Source organism: uncultured Kiloniella sp. (genome assembly GCF_937128705.1).
Taxonomy (GTDB): domain Bacteria; phylum Pseudomonadota; class Alphaproteobacteria; order Kiloniellales; family Kiloniellaceae; genus Kiloniella.
In genome coordinates this window covers 1-19,236 of the sequence record NZ_CAKZMP010000049.1, presented here as the reverse complement: position 1 = coordinate 19,236, position 19,236 = coordinate 1, and the positions used below count along the sequence as shown (strand labels likewise).

Here is a 19,236-nt window from a genome sequence, read left to right as displayed (position 1 = left end):
ATCGCATCAGAAATTGCTTGGGCAATTGTGTCTGAGCCCATTGTCATGCCACCGCCAAAGAAGGGGTCACCCTGGCTTTTTCCCAAGTGAATTTCGCCAATACCGTATACGACTGCAATCTTACTGGCATTCTCTGATGCCTCTGGTGTTGTGCTCATGGCATAATCAGCCAGGTGTACGAATTCGCGGTCGCCTGTTAGGGCTTCATCAGAAATTTCATCCCAGTAACCAACGCGATCAACCAAATCGGCATCAATAGCTTCTACAGCGCTTAAGGGAGATCTATCCATCAAAGAACCAATCTCGCCAGGTTTTTCGCGGCTGATGGAAATTTCTTTTTCGATCACATCAAAAATTGAATTCAGAACGCTTTGGGTGTTTCTTTTGACAGGCGCTGGCATGTGATCATCAGTGAACATATTCATGACGCCCTTGTATTCATACCGTTGACTGAACTGTGGCAGAATTCCCAATTCGTCCAAAACGGGACGCAAGTAGGGACTTTCCATGTTAAAGCCTGAAATATCGAGATCACCAGATGGTTGTATCCACACATTTTCAGTGGCGCTGGCCAGGTAATAATGCAGGGTTCCATGTCCTGCTTCACCATAGGTCTCGGCAAAAGAAGCGGACCATTTTCCAGTTTTGGTAAAGGCACGGATGGCTTTTCTAAGCTCCTGTGCCTGAGCCAGTTGAAGAGGTCCTTGTCCCGCTTTAATCAAGAGGCCTTTGACCCGATTGTCGTCCTGTGCGCGATAAAGTGCATCAATGGCGTCATGCAAAGGTAATCCTGGTTGAAAAGAGCTGCTAAAGTACGAAGCTTTTGTCGGCCCCTCGAAGAGGCCTTCGGAAAGATCAATTGTCAGGATCATTTCCTGTGGCAAGCTCTGGTTATCGACAGTTTTACCAACCTCTTCGATATTATTCAGGGTGACACCTAACAAAACCCCTAGAAGAATGACAAGTAGGCCAAGGGCTGCAAATAACCCTACGATACCTTTGAAGATAAACTTAAAAAAAGACATGAATTCAAAAACCTGAAATTTATATAGAAACAGTTGGGCATAAGGATGATAGGCACAAGACGTTTTTGCAAGCACGGTATACCATATGGGCTCTATTTTGATGGAAATATAATATAGATATTCCCTTTATCATCAGCAAAAGGTAGCTCGGAAGATTGCGGCTTTTAAAAAAGCTGTTAGATTGGCGGAAAATCATCCTGCTAATATTTAGCCGGGATATAACCATAAAGTCAGGTGTCAGGAATTATGAGACGTAAGGCGCGCCGTGGTGGCGGAAAGCAAATAGAGATTCAGATTGATACTCTGGGTGCTCGCGGTGATGGTGTTGCCGATCATGAAGGGCGGCCTGTGTATGTTCCCATGACAATGCCGGGTGATAAACTTCGCGTGAAGTTGGTGGGCGAACGTTCTGGTGGTCTCAAAGCAGAGATATTGGAGCTTCAAGAATTGGGGGCGAACCATATCGATCCGCCCTGTGAACATTTTGGTCCTTGTGGGGGCTGTACAGTACAGCACGTTGCCCCTGATTTTTATCGAACATGGAAAAGAGATATCGTTGTACAGGCTCTGACACGTAAGGGTTTTAGCGGTGGAGAGGTAACTGAGCTTGTTCAGGTGGAAGCTGGCACTCGGCGACGGGCCGTTTTTGCAGCTGCAGCGCGCGGCAAGAAAATTGATCTCGGATTTCATGAACGTGAGAGCCACAAGGTTGTTCAAGTTGTTGACTGCAAGTTGCTCACCCCTGAATTAAACCAGTTGATTGATCCTTTAAGAGAGTTGCTCAAAGTGCTCTTGGGGCCGGAACAGGCAAAAGCAGATATCACAGTTATTGGATCATCAGCAGGACCGGATATTCTGGTTGTTACAGATGCAAAGCTCGTACTGGAAGGGCGGGAAGCGATCACGGTTTTTGCCGAGAAACATTCTATAGCGCGTTTTGCTTGGGGGCGCCCGCGGCAAGAACCTGAACCTGTTGCCATAAGGGATAATCCCTATCAAAAGTTTGGGGATGTTCAGGTGCTGCCGCCCGAAGGTGCATTTTTGCAACCAAGCCAAGAAGGGCAGGATGCGCTCACAAATTTGGTTTTGGGGTATTTGCCTGAAGAACTTGAAACGGTCGCCGATTTGTTTTCAGGGTGTGGTACCTTTACCTTTCCGCTTTCTAAACGTGCACAAGTTCATGCTGTTGAAGGGGATGAACGAGCAATTACGGCACTGACATCTGCCGCACGTCGAAACGATACAGCACATCGCATCACATCCGATTGTCGTGATCTTGTGAAGGATCCGGTTACGGCTGATGAATTGCAAGGTGGGGACTGTGTTGTCCTTGATCCTCCCAGAACGGGTGCGAAGGAACAGTGCCATGAATTGGCGCAATCGGATATCAAGACGATTATCTATGTCTCTTGTAGTCCCAATACCTTTGCCCGGGATGCCAGAATACTTGTGGAAGGGGGCTATACCCTCAAAGAGGTTACCCCTGTTGATCAGTTTATCTGGAGTGGTCATCTAGAAGTTGTTGGTTGTTTCGAACTTGATGATTTTGAGGATGATGAAAATGATGAAGAGGGCTTGTAGAACCAAGTCCTTTTCCTAAATAATACCCATGTTTTGCATGAGGCATTATGGCGCTATTGCTAAAAGCAATGATTACTAGCTTTGCTCGTTGGTCATTTACTTATATGGTTTCCAGAACTGTATCCAGAACTGTATCCAGAACTGTATAATGACATGATGACTTGCTGCGTTTTTCAATAATTATTTGGCCTTTGATATATCTATGAACCTGCAATTTACCCCCGAAGATCATCCGAAAATTCCCAATGAAAAAGTTGGTGTTCTTTTAATGAACCTAGGTACACCTGACGGCACTGACTATTGGTCTATGCGACGTTACCTGAGCGAATTTTTGAGTGATACCAGGGTGATCGAAGCGCCAAAGTGGCTTTGGCAGATAATCTTGCAGGGTATTATTTTGACGACCCGGCCAAGTAAGAGTGGCGAGGCTTACAAGGAAATTTGGAATAAGGAAAAGGACGAATCTCCTCTTCGTACGATTACGCGTGATCAAGCTGAGAAACTGCAAGCTGCATTAGAAAAAGAGTACCCGAATGTGGTTGTCGACTGGGGGTGGCGCTATGGTAATCCCGCGGTTAAGGAGCGAATAGAGGGTTTGCAGAAGCAAGGGTGTAACCGTATTCTTCTTTTTGCGCTTTATCCGCAATATTCTGCAACCACGACGGCAACGGCTTATGACAAGTGTTTTGATGCATTGAAGACAATGCGTTGGCAGCCAGCTGTGCGGTGTGTACCAGCCTATCATGATGCCCCTGTCTATATTGATGCGCTGGCTAAATCAGTAGAACAAGGCATCGCTGGGCTTTCATGGGAACCTGATGTTACCATCGCATCTTTCCATGGTCTTCCGGTTGAATACCATGAAAAGGGCGATCCGTATTACTGTCATTGTGCCAAGACAGCACGCTTGCTGCGCGAAAAGTTGGGGTGGTCCGAAGACAAGTTGAAACTGTGTTTTCAGTCTCTCTTCGGGCCAAAGGAATGGCTTAAACCCTATACGCAGCCAACCGTCGAGGAAATGGCTCGTAATGGTGTGAAGAATCTGGTCATTCTAACACCAGGTTTCTCGGTTGATTGTGTTGAGACCTTGGAAGAAATCGACATTGGTGTGCGCGAGGCCTTTTTGGAAAATGGGGGTGAGAACTTCGCCTTTATTCCTTGCTTAAATGATAGCGAGGCTGGCATGGACGTCATTAAAGAAATCACGGTGCGCGAACTCCAGGGATGGATTTAGCGCGGATCTTATTTAAGGGCAGAAAGAACATTGGAATAAGATCAGTAAGTGTTTCTACATTCTGAGCGGGGGCAACCCAAGTTGCAGAATAACGTAAAGGGTGTTCCGTAACATCCCTCTCTTGCCGCGTATAATTATACATACGTGAGGTCAACCCAGATGCTTTTGCGGTCGCGGCGACGACGTGTTCCAAATCGAAATACCGATTGGATATGTGCAAAATAATGATGCCGTTATCTTTGACTTTCTTTTTGTAAAGATCAAATGCCTCTTTTGTCATCAAATGCAAGGGAATGGCATCTGACGAGAAAGCATCAGCAATAAGTAAGTCATAGCTTGCATCAGGAATGTTTTTTAAAGAGAGGCGGGCGTCACCAATGATGACCTCTGTTTCTTGCGCACATTCTTGCATGTAGCTAAAAAGTTTGGGGTCTCTGGCCATGGTTTCAACCAGCGGATCAATTTCAAAGAAAGTCCAGTTTTGTCCGGCTTGTCGATAACAGATAGCGGTGCCTGCCCCCAGACCGATTGCACCGATCGCTTGGACTTTTTCATCGTTGGTATTATAGGCTTCAAATAGCTTCCCCAGACCGGATTCCTGATGATAATAGCTCTGTGGTTCCAGTGATCCCTTGACCTGAATACCATGTATCGTTGTGCCGTGTTTGGCGATATGTGCAACTTGTGCGGAAGAATTTTTGTTTTCTTCATCAGTGATTGTTTCTTTTACAGCATAAACCCCAAAAAAACTGCGTTCTTGGAAAAGAATATCACGATGAGAACCCAATAAGAACGGGATGATGAATAACCCAATTGTCACGGTAAAGGCCAGACGAAGAGGTCGTCCAACACCCTCTAGCATTATCAACAGGAACAGGGTTAGTATCGCGATAGAGACCAACTTGGAACCGACACTCTCTGTGCCCACTTCCCTGCCGATAAGCAGTAACCCAATCAAACACAAAGAAAAGATTATATCAGCACGATAGTTTTGTGCTTTTGCCCCTATGCGGCTCTTTATTATAGCGACAAGCGTTGTTGTTTTAGTTGGCATCAAAAAAGCGGCCACGACCAGTAATATGACGTATTCGTAGATATCTGTGAAGGCAATGGGGGCGATAAGCCCAATAAAGATTCCTCCTAAAACGCCCCCAAAAGACATCGCAATATAAAAGTTGGTTAAATATTTTGCATGGGGACGTGTCGCGGCCAGAAATCCGTGGAAGTAAAGGGCGAGGACGAAGAAGCAAAATAAATTCCCGAGAGCAAAGTAAAGGACAGTGTTTGCGTGGGTAACGGACACATTAAAAAAAATAATTAATATCAAACAATAGGGGGCCAGTTTTTCTGTGAAGCGATGGGGAATTATCGGGCGTCTGGAAAAAACAATGACAAAGGTAAGGAGGTATAGAATTAGTGGAAAGACCCAAAGCAATGGGGTTGAGAGTAAGTCAGTTGTGATCTTATTTGTTACGCTGAGTAAAAGAGCTGAAGGAACAAAAGCCAGAATTATCCATCTACTATAAGATTTAAGACTTGGTGTCGTGTGATCATCATTCGTCTCTTTTTGCTGTTCAGATATCTCAAGTGGTTTTCTGTTCGGGCGCAGGGCTATGCCACAGGTGAAAATTAAAAACAGCAACGCTATGAACCCATAGGACCAAAGCCAGGTTTGTGTTTTTAATCCAAATTGTATTTCGATAAAAAGAGGATAGGCGACCAAAGCCGTAATGCTGCCCACATTACTGGCTGCGTAAAGAAAGTAGGGGTCATGCGCCTCTGTATCGCCCGAAGACCGAAACCAATCCTGTAAAAGAGGGGCGTTCGCAGAAACAATAAAAAAGGGGAGGCCAATAGCCAATGAAAAAAGACTTAGTAACCATAAAGATGGCCAGCCTTCAGAAGGTGTATTGTATTCAGCAGGAATTGCAATTGGTAAAAAAAGCAGAGCCACAGCCATTAAAAGCAAATGAATGATAAGCTGATTTTTGAGCCTGAAGGTTGATGAGAGGAAATGCGCGTAGAGATAACCCGCCAATAACATTGATTGAAAAAAAATCATGGCGGTATTCCATACCGCAGGCGCGCCACCCAGTAATGGCAGCACCAGCTTGGTAAACATTGGCTGGATTAAAAATAAAAGAAAAGCACTACAACACAGGGTCAGTATGAACAGGTAACGGGTAGAGACACTGTTCGTTGAGCTCGTTGTTATTTCGGTGTTATTACGCGTGCTATTCATCGTGATCTAAATACCCTTGTTATTCAGGTATCGGATAATATTGATCACAAGTTAAAACAGCTTTAATCCATTGTTATAAAATGTATTAAAGCTGTTTGTTGAATAAGCTGACGCCGATTATCTCTTATGCGAAATTATCTGTTCTGTGCTTTGTGGCGCAGCCAATGATCCGCAAGGGTAAGCGCCATCATTGCTTCGCCAACCGGAACACCGCGAATGCCAACACAAGGATCATGACGACCTTTGGTAAAGATATCGGTTTCTTCACCATCTGTTGTTACTGTTTTTCGCGGTGTGAGGATTGAGCTGGTTGGTTTGATGGCAAAGCGCACCACCACGTCCTGACCTGTGGAAATGCCGCCGAGTATGCCACCAGCATGATTGGTGGTGAAATGCGGTTTGCCATCAACCATGCGAATTTCATCTGCATTTTCTTCGCCACTGTAGGCCGCAGTTTCAAATCCATCGCCAATTTCAACACCTTTGACTGCATTGATCGACATCATGGCCTTTGCCAGATCTGAATCCAGCTTGTCATAGACTGGATCACCCAACCCGACGGGCACATTTGAAGCCACAATTTCAATAACAGCGCCCAGTGAAGAGCCAGCCTTTCGGGCTGAATCCAGGTAGGTTTCCCATTCTTTGGCTGCAACTGGGTCCGGGCACCAGAAAGGGTTATTGGACACTTCGTTCCAGTCCCATCGCGTACGATCAATTTTATGGGGGCCCATCTGAACCAGTGCCCCACGAATTTGCACGCCGCCCTCTATCTGGGTATCCAGAACTTTGCGGGCAATTGCACCTGCGGCAACGCGCATGGCTGTTTCGCGGGCAGAAGAGCGTCCACCACCACGATAGTCGCGGATGCCGTATTTTTCCCAATAGGTAAAGTCGGCATGTCCCGGGCGGAATTTCTTGACGATATCACCGTAATCTTTAGAGCGCTGATCCGTGTTCTCGATAATTAGGCCGATCGGAGTTCCTGTCGTTTTGCCTTCGAAAACGCCGGAAACGATTTTAACGCTATCTGGTTCTTTCCGCTGCGTTGTGAAGCGATTTTGGCCTGGTTTACGCGCATCCAGATACACTTGAATTTCTTCTTCGGTGATCTCTATGAGCGGTGGTGTTCCATCGACAACGCAACCAATCGATGGGCCGTGACTTTCGCCCCAGGTTGTAAAACGGAAAATTTCACCAAATGTATTACCAGCCATGATGTACTCGCAGCGTTAGATCGTTTGAATTAAAAAGGGAGCGGCAGCTCAGCCGCGCTCCCTTTTCATATATTGCTTTTCAGCAGAGATTTAAGATTGCGGGTTAAAATTACTCAGCAATTCAGAAAGCTCTTGGGCTTTGTCAACATTCATCATACCGACGACGTGATAGCCGGAATCAACATGGTGAATTTCACCCGTTACACCACCGGACATATCAGACAGAAGGTAAAGACCTGCGCCGCCAACTTGTTCAATGCTTACATTTCGTTGCATTGGTGAATTTAGCTCATTCCATTTCAGAATATGACGGAAATCACCAATACCAGAAGCAGCAAGCGTTTTGATTGGGCCTGCAGAAATGGCGTTAACACGGATGTTATCCGGGCCAAGGTCATCAGCCAGATAACGCACAGATGCTTCAAGCGCAGCTTTGGCAACGCCCATAACATTGTAATGCGGCATAACCTGTTCAGCACCATAATAGGTCAAAGTGACCATGCTGCCGCCTTCGGTCATCAATGGCGCAGCGTGCTGAGCAATTGATGTAAAGGAATAACAGGAAATATCCATGCTCTGTAGGAAGTTTTCACGGCTTGTATTAAGATACTTACCTTTGAGTTCTTCTTTATCAGCATAGGCAATCGCGTGGATCAGAAAATCCATCTTGCCCCATTTTTCTTCAATTTCTTTAAAAACAGCTTTGACGCTGGCGTCATCGGTAACGTCACACTGTAAAAGAATATCGGAATTAACTGATTCTGCGAGCGGCGCAACACGCTTTTTCAAGGCATCGCCCTGATAGGTGAAAGCCAGTTCTGCGCCTTGATCAGCAACCGCCTTGGCGATCCCCCAGGCGATAGAGCGGTCATTGGCAACGCCCATTACTAGGCCGCGTTTACCAGCCATCAACGGTTGTGGGTTGGACATCGGGTTCCTCACTGTGAGATTGTCCTGGAAAATAAAAAGTGAAGCATCCTACAACATTGCCGGGATTGGTCAAAGATTTGGCGACATGTAGAATACTTTTTCTGACTTTTAGCTGGGAATTTCGCTTTCTGCCAGCGATAGTTAACAAGAAATGTCAAAATGGTTGAATTTGAGGGCAACTTTAGATGGTAGATTCGAAAAATCGGCGTTTGTTAATGACACTGAGCGCGGTATTTCAAAAAGAGAATCTGGATAATGCTATTCTTTTCCTTGGTTATGTCTTTAAACGCTTTGGGAAAGACAACGGAACACGGGTGGCTGCATCGTTAAGTTATTCATCCCTTTTGGCAATCGTGCCCATGATGACGATTGCATTAGCTCTGCTTTCGGCCTTTCCCGGATTTGAAGATTCCAGAGGCGAATTACAAGCGACTCTCTTTAATAATCTTTTACCTTCCGCCGAAATTGAAATCAGTGAGCAGTTGAATGCCTTTGTCGATAATGCAAAGAATATGACGACAATCGGCGTTTTGGCGTTGGCTGTGACGGCAATTATGCTGCTTTATACAATCTCTAATTCCTTTAATAGTATTTGGCGTGTTCAAGAACGCCGTCCTATATTTAATCTGATTCTTGTTTATTGGGCGCTTTTAACTCTTGGGCCACTGATGCTGGGGGCGTCCTTAACAGTGTCGAGTTACGGTTTTGCGATTGCCGAACTAGCTGACCAATCGGGGCGTACGAGTTCGTTGGTTACGTTACTTGCACCAGTTGTTCTGGGCTGCATCGCTTTTACTGTTTTGTATCTTGTGGTTCCCAATCGTCCTGTTCTGTTCTCTCATGCCTTGGTTGGCGGGGTTGTTTCGACAATGTTGTTCGAGCTACTGAAACGTGGCTTTGGACTTTATTTACAATATTTTCCGTCATACCAGGCCATCTACGGCGCTCTGGCCACGATCCCAATATTCCTGATCTGGATGTATCTCTCTTGGGTTGTTGTTCTGCTTGGGGCTGAAATTACAGCCGCTTTACCGGAAAGACGTGCTGCATTGCGTAAAGATATTAAACGCGAGGGGATCGGTGACCGATTGTCTTTGGCAATTGCTTTACTTCAAAAACTGGAAGGCGCCGGAAGGGTTGGGGCAACTTTGAAAGAGACCGTCATGATGCGGGGGCTTCCTGCGGACCTACAGGCAACAGCAGAAGTTTTATCTGATTTGAAAGATATGCATATTGCGGAGCGTACAGGTCGGGGACGCTGGGTACTTTGCCGTGACCTTGAAACCATGACTCTGGGCGATCTTCTTCGGGAAATGGATCTGAACTATGACCCCAAGCGCAAATGGCCCGACGGGGTTCGGGACGTTCTTGATGTTCTGGAAGAAAACCCCAAAGACATTAGGGATAAAAGTCTTAAAGAGATTCTACAAAAAGCGGTTTAGTTGTAAGTTGTATTGTTGTAGTTTTTTACAGCTGCATTTTTTGTATGTCTTACTGATGTTTTCTGTTTATAGAAGTCTGATTATTATGCGTCATTTTTTTACATTATCGACTTTGGCCTTTATTTCTCTCTTTTCAACAAATCCTTTGAAAGCTGAAGATAAAACGCTTTGCTTTATGGGGTGGGCATCAACTGAAAAAGGACAGTATACCCAAGCCATCAATTTATTCGATGAATGTATAGAGAAAGGTGAATTATCAAAAAGTACATTAGCCTTAACTTATCGAAACCGAGGTATTACTTATCGCCGAATGAATAAGCCAGAGGAAGCTGTTGCTGATTTTGAGAGAGCTCTTGAGATGAATTTTAATGTCGAGGATTTGATTAACTTAGCAAATGCAAAATCAAGTGTCGGAGACTACGCAAGTGCTTTGAGAGATTATGATCAAGCCTTAGAAATAAAACCCAAATATAATCAAATTTATTATAATCGTGCTGTTATGTTTGAGCAGCAAAAAAAGTGGATGGCAGCCAAATCTGATTACGAATTGGCATTCCAGCTCGGGGGGCGTGGAGTTGCGATAGAACACAAGCTTGCAGAGTTAGGGGCTCTGGAATTGAGCCCTATCAAAGCTGAGGTCCCTCACTATCCTGTGCCTGAGAATTTTTTTGCAGTAGAAAACGGTAAAATTGAGGATGTTTCAATCGTAAGGCATGTGCCAAAGGGACAAAAAAAAGACCAGTGGAATTTGAGGATTACTTCTACAAGTAGAGAGATTGCCCAAGTTCCAGGAATAGCTCTTAGGGAGATATTAAACTATCGAATTGATCAGTTTTCTTCTGAGTGTAAATACTTTCAAAGAATGAATGTTGTTCTTCCAATTACACCGCCGATGAATTACCAACCAAGTACAAACTCTTTTGGAAAATCAGATTTAAAAACAATTTCAGGAACAACAGCTCTATTTTGTGACGAGAGAGATATCGGCAAAGTTGATAAGAGCATTAGTAAAAACGGATTTACGATGTTGAAAGTTATCGTTTCTGCAGACAAAGCCTATACCTATGAGTTTGAATGGCAGCATGACAAAGATAAGTCTGAATGGATTCATAACTCTGGTATGCTTCGAAATAGCCTCATTCCTCTTTTTAAGAAAGTATGGATTGAAGATATTGGGAAATGATGTGCTTTTTATTACGGTACTATGCTTTTGAATAATATGATCGAGGCGGCGGAAGAGATATCGGGGAAAACCAAAGGCGTTTCGATAGAAACGCCTTTGGTTGAGACAAATTTAAGAAAGACAAATGCGGGGTTATAGCCCCTGATTTCGAATAATATCTTCAAGATCCTGACGGGCATCTGCGGGCAATTCCTGAATAGCAGAGGCCAGAGCGCCGAGTAGTTTCCTCAGGTTATAAACCTGATCCATACTGCGAAGGATGACGGGCATTGACTCGTAATTGGCACCAATTTCGTGAATAAGTTCGCGTAAAAGCTTTACACGTAATTCATCATCATCGGTGAAAAGGAGTGTCCCGTCTTCTTGGGTTGGCATGACCCAGTTGCTTTCGATCCAGTTGGATAGTTCTGAACCACTGACGTCTTGATCAATGACGATTTCATCAAAGGTTTTCATGCTTTTGGGGTCCTTTATCCAAAGCTGTATTAGCCTTGCGTTGCTGGGCAAGTAATCTCAGCGGCACTATTTAGGCGTTACACGCTTTGAATGCAAGTTGTGTCTCTATTGCTTCGGTTAGTCAAAAGTGCGGTTAATCAAAAATACCTGTATCTTTGCGTGGGTCATAATCTTTTGACTTTGCCCAGTTGCGCAAGAAGTCTCGAAGCTCCTTATCCGTTTCTTTTGGCAAGGTCACCATCAGTCGGATCAATTGATCCCCCCGGTTGTGTCCTTTGATGTCATCAATACCTTTACCCTTTAGGCGTAAAGTGGTGCCCGTGTTTGAGTCTGCGGGAACCTTTACTTTCACTTTGCCTGTTACGGTTGGCACGGTGAGGGTTGTTCCTTCGACCGCTTCCATAAGGGTAATGGGGACATCAAGATGTACATCATAGCCCTTACGCGTGAACATCGGGTGGGCTTCGATTTTAATTTCAACCAGTGCATCACCATTTGGTGCGCCACCCTTGCCGGGCAACCCCTGATTTTTCAGGCGCAGAACCTGTTTGTTATCAGTTCCCGGTGGAATGGTGACATTCAGTGTTTTTCCATCAGCAAGGTTAATGCGTTTCTTTGCGCCAGCCGCAGCCTCGACAAAGTTGACACTGCATTCGTATTTTACATCGCTACCTTTGCGTTTGGGTACGCCACCTCTGGCTCCCGCACCCGCACCACGGGGACCTTGTCGCCGACCACCGAATAAATCGGAAAAGATATCCCCGATATCCATTTCCTGGCCAAAATCAAAGCCGCCACCGCCACCTTGGCCTGCGGCACCACTTCTTGGATGGCCTTGGTGAGTATAGCCAGAATGGAACGGGTTTGCCTGTTGGCCGGAGGCATCAATCTCGCCCCGGTCATATTGTTGCTTTTTTTCGGGATTGCCAAGAATGCCATATGCCTGAGATACCTCTTTAAACTTTTGCTCAATAGCCTTGTCATCCGGATTAAGATCGGGATGGTATTTTTTTGCGAGCTTACGGTATGCAGATTTAATTTCCGCATCCGAAGCGGTCCTGCTGGTGCCGAGGATTTGATAGAGGTCTTTCATTGTCGAGGATGAAACCATTCAAACGTTATAAAGGTAATACATAAGCCGTGTTATACACGTTTGTGCTACGCTAATGTAATAAATTAAACATAAGTTTAAAAGGGGGAGAAAGAAATCTCTCTTAAGTTTGGTGATTGGGCCGTTACAGCTAATCGTTTGGTGTCTGAATCCTTCATTGAGCTGAATACACAAAAGCCCTGCGCAGTGCAGGGCTTCTGAAGTCTGTTTTGCTTTTAAGCGCGTGTCTACTGGATTTCCCAGGACCCATCTTCTTGGCGACAAGCTGTGCCATAGGCTTCCTCGGTTTTTCCACCAATAACCACCGTCTGCTGATATTCGCGGCAGTATTTACCTTCGGAAGAAGTGCCGTCACGGACAGGTGTCACGGTTCCGGAGTTTCCTGAATCAGGGTTGTTCCATGCGATAGTCTGCCCAACAGGTGCCGTTTGGGCACGATTGTAAGCTGTATCTGCTTTACGCTTATCTTCGTCGTCCATATAACGGCCGACTTCGCTTCCTAAAAAACCACCAACGACAGCGCCAGCTGCGGCAGCGACGATTTGGCCAGAACCTTTACCAAATTGAGCGCCGAGTAAGCCACCAGCCAGAGCGCCACCTAAACCACCTACGGTTTGTTTAATTCCAGTATCGTTTGAACAGGCTGTCGTCGACAAGGCTATCAATAGGGCTGCTATACTTGCTTTGACTTTCATCGTCTTGCTCTCTGTGTAGTTATTATCTGCATTGAATGTATAAGAACACTAACAGTATCTTGTTCTTTCACACACAGTTGCTTAAGTTTCAACATATCAGTTAAAAGATAATTGAGGCACTATTATGGCCTCAGGGGCTTTTCTGTGACATATCTGTGTTCGTGATTGTGTTTTGCCCTGATTATTTATTCGAGCAAGGTTTTAACAAAGATGTCGCACGCTATGCTGTTGTGACCTTCATCTTGTTCTGATAAAGCATTTTAATATTATTTTTGCGTATGGTTTCTCGCTAAAAGGCTGTTTTTATTATGATCCGCGATAATACTCCTTCTGATCCCTATGATGTTTTTGACGTTTGGTTGAAAGAGGCCGAGGAAAAAGAACTCAATGACCCGACAGCGATGAGCTTGTCGACGGTCGATGCAACTGGAATGCCTTCGTCGCGGATGGTTTTGCTCAAAGATTGGGACCGCCAAGGTTTTGTGTTTTATACAAACTATGAAAGCCGAAAGGGTGAACAGTTGCTTGCACATCCCAAGGCTGCCTTGATGTTTCATTGGAAATCGGTACGTCGATCGGTTCGTATCGAGGGTCTTGTCGAGCAGGTAACACCCGAAGAAGCTGACGAATATTTTGCAAGCAGGCCGAAACAAAGCCAGATCGGTGCCTGGGCCAGTGATCAGTCCCACCCACTTGAAGGGCGCTTTGAGCTTGAGAAAAGAGTTGCTAAGTACGCGGCAAAGTATGGCCTTGGTAAAGTACCGCGTCCACCACACTGGTCGGGGTTCCGCGTTTGTCCTACACGTATCGAATTTTGGCAGGATGGCCCCTTTAGATTGCACGATCGATTGGTCTATTCGATAGAGGACATAAAACAAACTGGACAGTGGAACACTGAACGACTTTTCCCGTAGGTAGGCATAGTGAACCCATTCCATGGTCGATAACGCCAAGAAGTTAAGCCCGCAAGAACACAGGCAACGAACTGCACAACTGATGCAGCGGGCTGGCTATGCGGCTGTTACCGCTGCTTTAATCTTGATTGCGGCAAAACTATCGGCTTGGGCCTATACAGGGTCGGTTTCCGTTTTAACCACATTGGTTGATTCACTTCTGGATGCAGCGGCTTCTCTTTTAAACCTTCTCGCCATCAGGCACGCCCTGACGCCGGCGGATAATGAACACCGTTTTGGGCATGGTAAAGCCGAGGGATTGGCCGCCTTGGCTCAGGCCGCCTTTATTGCTGGATCGGCTATTTTCCTTATCTTGCAAGCTGGAGAAAGATTTTCAAGCCAACATGTTGTTGAGAACAGCAGCGTCGGGATTGGGGTTATGATTTTCTCTATTCTAACCACTTTTGCCCTGACCAGATATCAACACTACGTTGTCAAGGAAACAGGGTCAGTAGCTATTCAGGCTGATGCCCTGCATTATGTTGGCGACATGGTTGTGAATGGTGTTGTTATTCTGGCGTTGGTTCTAGGCTTTTATTTCGATCTTCCTTGGATTGATCCGGTGTTTGCTCTGGCAATTTCGCTGTATATTCTTACCTATGCATGGGGTGTTTTGAAAAAGGCGCTGGATATGCTGATGGATCGGGAATTGGATGACGGTGAGCGTGCTAGGATTAAAAGTCTGATTTTGGCTCACGAAGAGGTGCTGGGTGTACACGACATCAGGACCAGAATATCAGGGCCAGACCTTTTTATTCAGTTTCATATGGAACTGGATGGTGCCATCAGTTTGGCGCAATCCTATGATATTGCAGAAGAGGTTGATCAGGAAATCTGTCAGATATATCCGCATGCAGAGATTATCGTTCTGCAGGAACCTTACGGGATAGAAGTACACAAGAAGATACTGAAGAAAAAGAAACGCGCCACCCCCGGCGAAGAGACTGCAAATGCAGGGTGAAGGAAAATCGGACGTTATGAATAATCGTTCCAATAACAATGCTGATACTCACGGTGCTGATGCCAATAATTCAGATACCCGTAAAACCTTGATTTTGACCGGTGCAAGTCGGGGTATTGGTCATGCGACGGTTCAGTATTTTAGTCAGAGAAACTGGAAAGTGATCACTTGTTCTCGCGAAGATGTTCCCGAGCATTGTAAGCGGGACCCGAACTGGGCCGATCATATTGTCACAGACCTCAACGATACAGCGAGTACCCAGAGTTTTATCGACCGTGCGAACGAAATTCTGGATGGTGAACCTATTCATGCCTTGGTGAACAATGCCGCTGTGTCCCCAAAAACTTCTTATAAAGAAAGACTTGGTTGTCTCAATGGTGATGTCGATACTTGGCGGGAAGTCTTTGAGCTGAACTTTTTTACTCCCTTGATGCTGTGCCGCGGGTTTGCGTCCGCGTTGGGCAGAGGAGAAGGTGCCGTGGTGAATATTACCTCTATTGCCGGGCATGGCGTACACCCCTTTGCCGGGTCTGCTTATTCAACATCCAAGTCTGCGCTTTCTGCGCTTACCCGGGAACTCGCGGTTGAGTTTGCTCAGTTTGGGGTTCGTGTTAATGCGGTCGCGCCGGGCGAAATTGAAACGGCAATGATTGGCGAGGAATACGAAGCTCTGATCCCGAGAATTCCGATGAACCGAATGGGCGAGCCAAGCGAAGTTGCATCCGCTGTTTATCAACTCTGTACACCAAATTTTGGATACGTTACAGGAACCGAGATTTTCGTAACAGGTGGTCAGCATCTGTTTTAAGCACTGGTAACACTATTCAATCAACTGGGGTTAGCGGCCTTTGGTGGGGATAAGAGATAAAGACTATTTACGTGATCTGGTTAAGCGATTTGGGCACGATGAAAAAACACCTCGCCTATTATTTTTCTGTTCCTGTTCTTATCTGGGGAATGATACTTGGGATTTCGCCGGTCTGGGCCGAGCGTGTTAATGTTGCTGTTGCGGCCAACTTTACGGCGACTGCAAAAGAACTTGCGCAGGATTTTAGAGAAAGCACAGGCCACGAAGCCGTTCTTTCCTTTGGCTCAACAGGCAAGCTATATGCGCAAATTCTTCACGGTGCTCCTTTTGAGGTCTTTCTTGCTGCCGATCGCGCACGCCCCCGTAGACTGGAAGAAGAAGGTCTTGGTGTTTCATCTTCCCGGTTTACCTATGCCTATGGGCAGATTGCGCTTTGGTCGCGACATAATGAACTTTTCAATAGTAAAAAACTGAGCAACGAAGATGTTGCAAAACTGGTGACCGGGGACAAGATAACCCGTCTTGCCGTTGCCAACCCCAAAACCGCACCTTACGGCCTTGCCGCAGAACAGTACCTTAAAAAACTTGGCGTTTATGATCAGATCCAAGGCAAGACAGTTTATGGCGAGAATATCGCCCAGACCTATCAGTTCGCATACACAGGCAATGCGGAGCTAGCTGTGGTTGCCTATGCTCAGGTTTTGGGGAGTGCATCAGGTCAACATTGGCTTGTTCCCTCAGAAGATTACGAGCCTTTGGGGCAAGATGCCGTTCTTTTGAAAAGGGGGCAGCGTAATGAAGCCGCCCTGGCTTTTATGGATTATCTGAAAAGTAGAGATGCAGCTGTTATCATTACAAAATTCGGGTACACTCTTGAGCCAAAGTAAAACTTAACAACACCAAAGAAGCCTTTCCGGGGGAGTTTTATATATGTGGGATCCTATCTGGATCACTGTAAAGCTGGCTTTTATCACAACAGTTATCTTGCTGGTGTTGGGGACCCCCGTCGCGTGGTGGCTGGCCCGATCCAAGGTCTGGTGGAAAGAAGGTGTAGCAGCAATTGTTGCTTTGCCAATTGTCCTGCCGCCGACTGTTATGGGTTTCTATTTGTTGATTGCTTTAGGTCCGGATAGCCCCATTGGGCAGATTACAATAGAAATCTTTGGCAGAGCTTTACCTTTTACCTTTGCAGGGTTGGTTGTTGGGTCGGTTATCTATTCTATGCCATTTGTAATCCAGCCGATCCGGAATGCTTTTGAAGCAATTGGGGATCGCCCGTTGGAAGTTGCGGCGACCTTACGGGCATCTCGACTGGATAGTTTCTTTTCTGTCGCACTACCAATGGCCAGGCCAGGTTTATTAACGGGCGCCGTCTTGGGGTTTGCACATACAGTTGGGGAATTCGGGGTTATCTTGATGATCGGGGGAAACATCCCCGGTGAGACCAAGGTGCTTTCGGTTGCTATCTATGATCATGTTGAGGCGCTGGAATGGGGACAGGCGCATATTCTCTCGGCGGGGCTTCTTGTCTTCTCGTTCCTTGTTATTCTGAGCATGATGGTTCTAGAGAAAAAACTGGGGCGCCGTTTGCGATGATTGATACTAAAGATTCTGATCTAAAAAATAATGGCATTGTTGCGCAATTTTCCGGCCCCTTGGATCAGTTTGATCTTTCGGTTGCATTCGAATTACCTGCGCGTGGGGTTACTGCCCTGTTTGGCCGATCAGGGTGTGGCAAAACAACTGTCTTGCGATGTTTAGCTGGCCTGTCAGAAACAGATGGTGGGTTTTTATCTATCAGAGGACAAGTCTGGCATGATGAAGATCATTTTTTACCAACGTATAAAAGGCCTGTCGGTTTTGTCTTTCAGGACGCCAGCTTGTTTCCGCATCTGTCTGTGTATGAAAACTTGGTTTTTGGAAAGAAAAGGGCAGGGGGGCGATCTGATATCGTTCCCATAGATGATCTTATCGACCTCTTAGGATTAGAAGAGCTGTTGGACCGTTCGACCCATCACCTGTCTGGGGGAGAACGTCAACGTGTTGCTATCGGTCGGGCTTTGTTATCAGGCCCAGAGCTGTTGTTGATGGATGAACCTTTGGCAGCACTGGATAAATTCAGTAAAAACGAAATTATTCCTTATCTGGATCGTCTGTTTAAGACCCTTGATATTCCCGTAATATTTGTCAGTCACGATACCGAAGAGGTTGAGAGGTTGGCGGATTACATGGTTCTTATGGATCAGGGAAAGGTTATTTCAAATGGGCCGTTAAGCGAAGTTCTGTCTGACCCGGCCCTCTTTATCGCAAAGGGATCAAAGACATCTTCGGTAATTGATGTCGAGGTTATGTCTTTCTCGGAAACTGACAGGATTACCGAGACGGTTGTTGATGGCGGGAAGATTTTGATTCCGGGTGTTTTGGGTGATGTTGGAAGTAAACATCGAATTTCGATTGCCGCAAATGACGTAAGCCTAGCAATAGACAAACCGTCTGAAACGACCATCCTCAATGTATTGCCAGCCCGTATTCTGGATATACATTTGTTGGATGGTGCCCGGTGTAATTTGCTTTTGTCTATCGGGCATCGAGATCAACATGGCGCAAAATTTTTAGCTCGTATCACACAGCGATCACTACGGAAGTTTGATTTTAAGGTGGGGCAAGATATTTATGCTCAGGTAAAATCTGTATCCATGGTCGGTGGTGTCTCCCGTTCTTGAGTCATTTACGCCGATCTCAATTCATAGCATTCTCAAGCGATAACAAATTTCTTTGCGCATACATTGCTGGGTTATGTACTCATTGCTTTATAGCAAGGATTCATAAGGATAATCATTAAAGAGCAGGTGAAGTTTTATCCGATAAATAGAATTAATGTCTTGGTAATTATAATTCATTATGGTTTTGAGAAAATAATTACGTCCCGGATAGCAGTTCTATGAAATGGTCATCTCTAAAGACCATGCCGAAGATTTTAATTGGTGTGGCAATTCCTCTGGTTTTACTTGTTGTTATTAGTCTGGTCAGTTTTACTTCGATCGGTAATATTTCGACTGCAACTAAAAATGTTGAATCAGCCCATGCAACATTAGAAGAAATGACCGATGTGATTGCATCTGCTGTGGATATGCAGACATCGATGCGGGGATATCTTTTGGCTGGGCAAGACAGCTTTTTGGCCCCTTATGAGCAAGGGCAACAGGAAACCTATGGCAAGATCGCTACGCTGAAAGAGCATGTGGGCGATAACCCTGAACAGTTGGCACTTTTGAATGAAGCCGAAGCGACTTTGCAGGAATGGCAGGATGTTGTCACAGGGCCATCAATAGATCTTCGCCGTCAAATCGGTGATGCCGAAACCATGAATGATATGGCGCGTTTGGTTGCTGAGAATA

18 protein-coding genes are annotated in these 19,236 nt (G+C 45.7%); 11 read left to right on the top strand and 7 right to left on the bottom strand.

Annotated elements, in window-relative coordinates; all coding sequences use genetic code 11:
* Positions 1-1,025: S49 family peptidase (locus Q0241_RS02975; RefSeq protein WP_299372828.1), on the bottom strand; the 1,025-nt coding region annotated here is incomplete at its 3' end.
* Between the two features lie 246 nt (positions 1,026-1,271).
* Here Q0241_RS02975 and rlmD point away from each other — a divergent pair.
* Both rlmD and hemH read left to right on the top strand, forming a co-directional pair.
* On the top strand, positions 1,272-2,606 hold the full coding sequence (rlmD, locus tag Q0241_RS02970; RefSeq protein ID WP_299372825.1) for a 23S rRNA (uracil(1939)-C(5))-methyltransferase RlmD: 1,335 nt from the start codon (positions 1,272-1,274) through the stop codon (positions 2,604-2,606).
* A 202-nt stretch (positions 2,607-2,808) separates the two neighbouring features.
* Positions 2,809-3,840: a ferrochelatase gene (gene hemH, locus Q0241_RS02965; RefSeq protein ID WP_299372822.1), complete on the top strand. Its 1,032-nt coding sequence runs from the start codon at positions 2,809-2,811 to the stop codon at positions 3,838-3,840.
* Here hemH and Q0241_RS02960 read toward each other — a convergent pair.
* From Q0241_RS02960 to fabI, 3 genes are all read right to left on the bottom strand, one after another.
* Positions 3,809-5,902: a fused MFS/spermidine synthase gene (locus Q0241_RS02960; protein ID WP_299372819.1), complete on the bottom strand. Its 2,094-nt coding sequence runs from the start codon at positions 5,900-5,902 to the stop codon at positions 3,809-3,811. The two genes, hemH and Q0241_RS02960, sit on opposite strands and share 32 nt — an antisense overlap.
* Positions 5,903-6,216: 314 nt before the next feature.
* On the bottom strand, positions 6,217-7,299 hold the full coding sequence (gene aroC, locus Q0241_RS02955) for a chorismate synthase (RefSeq protein ID WP_299372816.1): 1,083 nt from the start codon (positions 7,297-7,299) through the stop codon (positions 6,217-6,219).
* A 90-nt stretch (positions 7,300-7,389) separates the two neighbouring features.
* The gene (fabI, locus tag Q0241_RS02950; RefSeq protein ID WP_299372813.1) at positions 7,390-8,229 is read right to left on the bottom strand and encodes an enoyl-ACP reductase FabI; all 840 of its coding nucleotides are present in this window, start codon (positions 8,227-8,229) and stop codon (positions 7,390-7,392) included.
* A 185-nt stretch (positions 8,230-8,414) separates the two neighbouring features.
* Between fabI and Q0241_RS02945 the strand changes: the two genes are divergently transcribed.
* Together Q0241_RS02945 and Q0241_RS02940 are read left to right on the top strand one after the other, a co-directional pair.
* Complete coding sequence (locus tag Q0241_RS02945; protein WP_299372810.1) at positions 8,415-9,671, top strand: YihY family inner membrane protein; 1,257 nt, start codon at positions 8,415-8,417, stop codon at positions 9,669-9,671.
* 55 nt (positions 9,672-9,726) lie between these two features.
* Positions 9,727-10,854, top strand: coding sequence for a tetratricopeptide repeat protein (locus Q0241_RS02940; RefSeq protein WP_299372807.1), 1,128 nt, complete (start codon positions 9,727-9,729; stop codon positions 10,852-10,854).
* A 132-nt stretch (positions 10,855-10,986) separates the two neighbouring features.
* Here the strand turns inward: Q0241_RS02940 and Q0241_RS02935 are convergent, their stop codons facing one another.
* From Q0241_RS02935 to Q0241_RS02925, 3 genes are all read right to left on the bottom strand, one after another.
* Positions 10,987-11,310 carry a hypothetical protein gene (locus tag Q0241_RS02935; protein WP_299372804.1) on the bottom strand — a complete coding sequence of 108 codons (324 nt, stop codon included), beginning with the start codon at positions 11,308-11,310 and terminating at the stop codon, positions 10,987-10,989.
* A 133-nt stretch (positions 11,311-11,443) separates the two neighbouring features.
* Positions 11,444-12,403, bottom strand: a complete 960-nt coding sequence (locus tag Q0241_RS02930) for a J domain-containing protein (protein WP_299372801.1) — start codon at positions 12,401-12,403, stop codon at positions 11,444-11,446.
* Positions 12,404-12,648: 245 nt separating this feature from the next.
* Positions 12,649-13,116 carry an RT0821/Lpp0805 family surface protein gene (locus Q0241_RS02925; protein ID WP_299372798.1) on the bottom strand — a complete coding sequence of 156 codons (468 nt, stop codon included), beginning with the start codon at positions 13,114-13,116 and terminating at the stop codon, positions 12,649-12,651.
* A gap of 308 nt (positions 13,117-13,424) precedes the next feature.
* Between Q0241_RS02925 and pdxH the strand changes: the two genes are divergently transcribed.
* The 7 genes from pdxH to Q0241_RS02890 form a co-directional block, all read left to right on the top strand.
* Complete coding sequence (gene pdxH, locus Q0241_RS02920; protein ID WP_299372796.1) at positions 13,425-14,030, top strand: pyridoxamine 5'-phosphate oxidase; 606 nt, start codon at positions 13,425-13,427, stop codon at positions 14,028-14,030.
* A gap of 22 nt (positions 14,031-14,052) precedes the next feature.
* Positions 14,053-15,030, top strand: a complete 978-nt coding sequence (locus tag Q0241_RS02915) for a cation diffusion facilitator family transporter (RefSeq protein ID WP_299372794.1) — start codon at positions 14,053-14,055, stop codon at positions 15,028-15,030.
* Positions 15,031-15,046: 16 nt separating this feature from the next.
* On the top strand, positions 15,047-15,838 hold the full coding sequence (locus Q0241_RS02910; protein WP_299372792.1) for an SDR family oxidoreductase: 792 nt from the start codon (positions 15,047-15,049) through the stop codon (positions 15,836-15,838).
* Positions 15,839-15,909: 71 nt separating this feature from the next.
* A complete protein-coding gene (gene modA, locus Q0241_RS02905; RefSeq protein WP_299372790.1) occupies positions 15,910-16,725 on the top strand; it encodes a molybdate ABC transporter substrate-binding protein in 816 nt (271 codons plus the stop codon).
* Between the two features lie 43 nt (positions 16,726-16,768).
* The gene (gene modB, locus Q0241_RS02900; protein ID WP_299372787.1) at positions 16,769-17,434 is read left to right on the top strand and encodes a molybdate ABC transporter permease subunit; all 666 of its coding nucleotides are present in this window, start codon (positions 16,769-16,771) and stop codon (positions 17,432-17,434) included.
* Positions 17,431-18,561 (top strand): molybdenum ABC transporter ATP-binding protein, encoded by a 1,131-nt coding sequence (modC, locus tag Q0241_RS02895; RefSeq protein ID WP_299372783.1) that lies wholly within the window; start codon positions 17,431-17,433, stop codon positions 18,559-18,561. The genes modB and modC overlap by 4 nt, the downstream gene beginning before the upstream one ends.
* A gap of 218 nt (positions 18,562-18,779) precedes the next feature.
* On the top strand, positions 18,780-19,236 hold a 457-nt coding region (locus Q0241_RS02890; RefSeq protein ID WP_299372780.1), incomplete at its 3' end, for a CHASE3 domain-containing protein.

What these genes read in the sequence shown, in the direction of transcription:
- Q0241_RS02960 (WP_299372819.1), bottom strand. Translation starts at nt 5,902, where the DNA reads ATGATTTTTTTTCAATCAATGTTATTGGCGGGTTATCTCTACGCGCAT.
- Q0241_RS02945 (WP_299372810.1), top strand. Translation starts at nt 8,415, where the DNA reads ATGGTAGATTCGAAAAATCGGCGTTTGTTAATGACACTGAGCGCGGTA.
- fabI (WP_299372813.1), bottom strand. Translation starts at nt 8,229, where the DNA reads ATGTCCAACCCACAACCGTTGATGGCTGGTAAACGCGGCCTAGTAATG.
- rlmD (WP_299372825.1), top strand. Translation starts at nt 1,272, where the DNA reads ATGAGACGTAAGGCGCGCCGTGGTGGCGGAAAGCAAATAGAGATTCAG.
- Q0241_RS02935 (WP_299372804.1), bottom strand. Translation starts at nt 11,310, where the DNA reads ATGAAAACCTTTGATGAAATCGTCATTGATCAAGACGTCAGTGGTTCA.
- aroC (WP_299372816.1), bottom strand. Translation starts at nt 7,299, where the DNA reads ATGGCTGGTAATACATTTGGTGAAATTTTCCGTTTTACAACCTGGGGC.
- Q0241_RS02930 (WP_299372801.1), bottom strand. Translation starts at nt 12,403, where the DNA reads ATGAAAGACCTCTATCAAATCCTCGGCACCAGCAGGACCGCTTCGGAT.
- hemH (WP_299372822.1), top strand. Translation starts at nt 2,809, where the DNA reads ATGAACCTGCAATTTACCCCCGAAGATCATCCGAAAATTCCCAATGAA.
- modC (WP_299372783.1), top strand. Translation starts at nt 17,431, where the DNA reads ATGATTGATACTAAAGATTCTGATCTAAAAAATAATGGCATTGTTGCG.
- pdxH (WP_299372796.1), top strand. Translation starts at nt 13,425, where the DNA reads ATGATCCGCGATAATACTCCTTCTGATCCCTATGATGTTTTTGACGTT.
- Q0241_RS02925 (WP_299372798.1), bottom strand. Translation starts at nt 13,116, where the DNA reads ATGAAAGTCAAAGCAAGTATAGCAGCCCTATTGATAGCCTTGTCGACG.
- Q0241_RS02915 (WP_299372794.1), top strand. Translation starts at nt 14,053, where the DNA reads ATGGTCGATAACGCCAAGAAGTTAAGCCCGCAAGAACACAGGCAACGA.
- Q0241_RS02940 (WP_299372807.1), top strand. Translation starts at nt 9,727, where the DNA reads ATGTTTTCTGTTTATAGAAGTCTGATTATTATGCGTCATTTTTTTACA.
- Q0241_RS02910 (WP_299372792.1), top strand. Translation starts at nt 15,047, where the DNA reads ATGAATAATCGTTCCAATAACAATGCTGATACTCACGGTGCTGATGCC.
- modB (WP_299372787.1), top strand. Translation starts at nt 16,769, where the DNA reads ATGTGGGATCCTATCTGGATCACTGTAAAGCTGGCTTTTATCACAACA.